Origin of the sequence: Flavobacterium sp., assembly GCF_043780635.1 — a bacterium.
Classification (GTDB): Bacteria; Bacteroidota; Bacteroidia; order Flavobacteriales; family Flavobacteriaceae; genus Flavobacterium.
The window spans coordinates 1-3,609 of sequence record NZ_JAYWCK010000079.1 but is presented as its reverse complement, the minus strand read 5'-3'; the positions used below and the strand labels follow the sequence as shown (position 1 = coordinate 3,609).

General features: G+C 32.0%; 3 protein-coding genes and 1 pseudogene. All 4 read right to left on the bottom strand.

What is annotated here, in order from left to right; genetic code table 11:
* Window positions 1-222 precede the first annotated feature (222 nt).
* Window positions 223-906, bottom strand: a complete 684-nt coding sequence (locus ACH2BV_RS07705; RefSeq protein ID WP_395050145.1) for a hypothetical protein — start codon at window positions 904-906, stop codon at window positions 223-225.
* A 128-nt stretch (window positions 907-1,034) separates the two neighbouring features.
* A complete protein-coding gene (locus ACH2BV_RS07700; protein ID WP_395050144.1) occupies window positions 1,035-1,616 on the bottom strand; it encodes a super-infection exclusion protein B in 582 nt (193 codons plus the stop codon).
* A 12-nt stretch (window positions 1,617-1,628) separates the two neighbouring features.
* Entirely contained in the window at window positions 1,629-2,810 is a 1,182-nt protein-coding gene (locus ACH2BV_RS07695; protein WP_395050143.1) for a restriction endonuclease subunit S, read from the bottom strand.
* 432 nt (window positions 2,811-3,242) lie between these two features.
* Window positions 3,243-3,609, bottom strand: a pseudogene (locus ACH2BV_RS07690) (SAM-dependent DNA methyltransferase); the annotation flags it as partial.

Sequence of the window (3,609 nt, the reverse complement as noted above, 5' to 3'; positions counted from 1 at the left end):
CTTCCGGATTCCAGCCTTTCTTGAATTCCAGTCGTTCCCATTCAATGGCTTGTCCGTTGACTAAATCGTTTATGTTTATTGGTAATGCCATATTTTATTTAACTACTGAGTCGTATATATTAATCGATTTTCAAATTTAGAATTTTAATTTTAAAAACAGATGGAATATTTATTAAGACTTTCCAATTTTTATAATTCTTTCAGCGACCTCAACAATATCTTTTATTGAAAATTTCTAATAATTTCAGCGCTATTTAAAGTTTGAATTGTGATGTCGAATTGTTCACTAACTGTTGGATATTCATTGTTTTCAGTAAAATCTGTTCCAATCTCTTTAAAAATATTTTTTATTAATTCAATTGAAGTATCAATTGTTAGAAGATTAGTGTCTATGTTAGTTCTTTTTTCTAATAATGATTTTGAAATCCTATCACTTTCACCACCCCAAAATATTCCATAAGTAAAACCATCCTCATCTTCGTTTAGTCTTTTCAGACTCATTTCTTTTGTGTTAAAACAAAAAACAAGAGGTTCAAATTTATAATTATTTCTATATTTTGAATTTTGGTTTATTTCACCGTAAAATGATATATAATAACTTGTTGAATGTTTAGAAGTGTCTTCATATAAATTTGAGATTTCATTTATAAGATGATCGTGTTTTATCTCGGCATCAAGATTGACTAAAAAGTCTGAAAAAAAATCTTTAATTTGTTTTTTACCAATGAATGCATTACCTGCGATTGCAATTGAGATTTTGTTTTTCAAGAAACTTTTTGCTATTTCGTCTTTGTGGTTTATGTAATTTTTTTCACCACTAATTTCATCAATGATTGAATAAACTTCTCTCGTGTCTGAAGCAGTAATTATTCCCTCTGGGCAAATAATTTTAATTATTAATGACATTCGTTCTTTAATTTTTGTTAATATCCAAAATATTTACACTAACGCTATCTTACAAACACATTTTAGTACAAACGTTAAAACAATTCTTCGCTTTTTGCTAAGTATCTTATTTACATATACCTTTTTAATCAATATCTCCATCTACTATCAATCCAATTTGGTCGACATTCATATATTTTTTCTTTTTCATCTTCTGATAAATCTAATCTTAAATCAAGGTGTTCTGGTTTTATTATTTTTGAAACTAAATCATTTAAAGACATTGAAACTCTGTTCCCATTTAGCATAAATGAATTTCCGAATTGTTTATTATAACGTAAGAGATTTTTATCAATCAAACCAGAAACAACAGTGTCATCACAAGGCATTTCAATTGAATTTTGACCTTGAATGGCAAATTCTCTCAACACAGCTTTTTCTTTAGGGTCTAATTCGTTGATAATTTGTTTATATTCAGATTTTAATTTTCTTAACTTGAATTCAAAATGTAATTTGTTGAATATCCAGATAATTAGATTTACTATTACAAGAACAGTAGAAAATAAAAAAGCTAAACCTACAAATCCTTCATACGTTTGAAATTTATCCAAATGGAGTTTCTTTAAAATTTCTGATCCAGAAAAAATAAATACTCCCGTGACAATTGAAATAACAAGAAAAATCTTTGTTGGTAGTTTAGTAACATCAAAAAATGATTTAAAAAAATCCATAGTGTTTTGTTTTTAATTTATCTCTCCCTTAAACGCTTGCTGCAACAACCCTTGAAATAAATCCTCGCTTTTTGTCAATGCTTCTTGGGCTTTTTGTTTTTGAGTTTCTATGAGTTGTACTCGTTCCGCGTATTGGTTTTGGAGATTGATTGGTGGAAGAATAGTTTCTTTTGCTAGTAATTTAGCTTTTGAGATATTAGGCATTGAACCAGAAGTTCCTGAAGCTAATGATTGAATTTCTTTAATGAATTTATTGTGGTTTAAAAGATAGTATAAGAATATTGGACTTGCCTTTTCTTTGCGATAAAGCAATCTAAATACGGTGTCTGGCAATAGCAATCTAGGACTGGTTTCATATACAAAAACAGTTGTACCAACCATATGATAGGTGTTTTTTCTAGTAAATAATAAATCCCCTTTTTTGACTTCACAATCTTGTTTAGTCTTAGGAACATCAAATTCATATTTTTTATTTTCTTTAGGATTATAAGTCCCATAAGAAACGGAACCTAATTTAAGTACCGCCCATTCTTTATCGTTTACTCTAGGTTTATTTTCACACACGGGACTCCAACCGCTTTCTATTTTTGATAAAATTTGCGAAAATGTACAAATTTCCCATCCCTTTTCATTTCTCACTGGATCCCCAAACATATTCAGAAACAAACTTTGCATTAAGGCATCGTATTTTTCTATGAGTTGTTTGTTGTATTGACGCAGTTCATCAGCTTTGTCGAGGATGGCGGCGATTTTTTGTTGGGTTGAGAGGTTGGGGAGAGGGATTTCTAAATTATTAATATCTTCTAATCTGATGCTTGGATAAGCATCATCTAATATTAAATTTGTTGGATTGTACCAATTTAAATATCTCGCTAAAAAATTTGTATCAAAATTATCAGACGGAAGAATTGCAGCTAAATGGCTTACAAAATATGTATCTTCTTCACAAATATATATTCTGTTTTTCTTTGCACTCATTCCGCTTTTAGCAAAAAGAATAGAACCTTTTGGTAATTTTTTTAAACGATTTTTTTTAGCTATTTCCTCATTTACTTTTGGAATTTGTAATAATCCTTTTCCTGAAACTAAATCTTCTAAATGACCAGCTCTAATGAACGGTGTTCCAGAAATTGAAAAATCTTTTGGTGCTGCTTGCCCAGCAGTTACAGTTGTAATATCTCCTAATCTAATCATTTCAAGAATTTTTCTAAATCTAATTTATTATTATATTTGTATTCTACTGAAAACCTACACCATTTTAGAAACCTTGCAAGATTGCCACCTGCCTTCTAAACAGGCGGTTCAAGGTTCGAATCCTTCTGCGATTGCGAGGGTTTCTGGTTCGAACCCTGTCTCGGTCACCTTATTAATTAAATGGTCACTGGTTTTCACTTCTACTTCGCTCAGTGTGACAGGTCAAGGTTATTATAGAATTCTTCGGTGTTCCTTGTTCGATTCCTTGAGGTAAACCATCTCAATTTATTCCTTGAATTTTCTATCCTATTATGGGCGCAGGATTCATAACCCTGAGGTCGTTCCTTGTTTCGTCCTTCGACTTCGCTTCAGGATGACACTTCCTCTCTGCCATTATTTTCCGGGGGCTAGAATCCCTCTTACTCCGCTTAATTACCCCAACATTTTTTCTAAATCAGCCATCGCTTCAAAACGTTTTTTGTCAATTGACTTAATATCTGCAATCAGGGTTTGCGGTTTTTCATACAGCACCTCATCATAGATAATTTCCTTGTAGCGGTTGATGCTGAGGTCGTAGTCGTTTGCTACAATGTCGGCTTTTGGTATAAGGAAGGATTTTTGGGTGCGGTCAGACCCTTCGACTGCGCTCAGAGTGACATTACTTGTGAACTTTTTCCAATCCAACAAAATGTTAGGGATATCACATTTGCCTCGTACTTCCTCTAAAACGCTTTCCGGGTTGGCGAAACATTGCTCGAATATTTCTTCGGAGAGCTGGGTGTTGCGTTTGTCGTCAAGG

Excerpts from the sequence above, each read along its gene's own strand:
- ACH2BV_RS07705 (WP_395050145.1), bottom strand. The coding sequence starts at position 906 with ATGTCATTAATAATTAAAATTATTTGCCCAGAGGGAATAATTACTGCT.
- ACH2BV_RS07700 (WP_395050144.1), bottom strand. The coding sequence starts at position 1,616 with ATGGATTTTTTTAAATCATTTTTTGATGTTACTAAACTACCAACAAAG.
- ACH2BV_RS07695 (WP_395050143.1), bottom strand. The coding sequence starts at position 2,810 with ATGATTAGATTAGGAGATATTACAACTGTAACTGCTGGGCAAGCAGCA.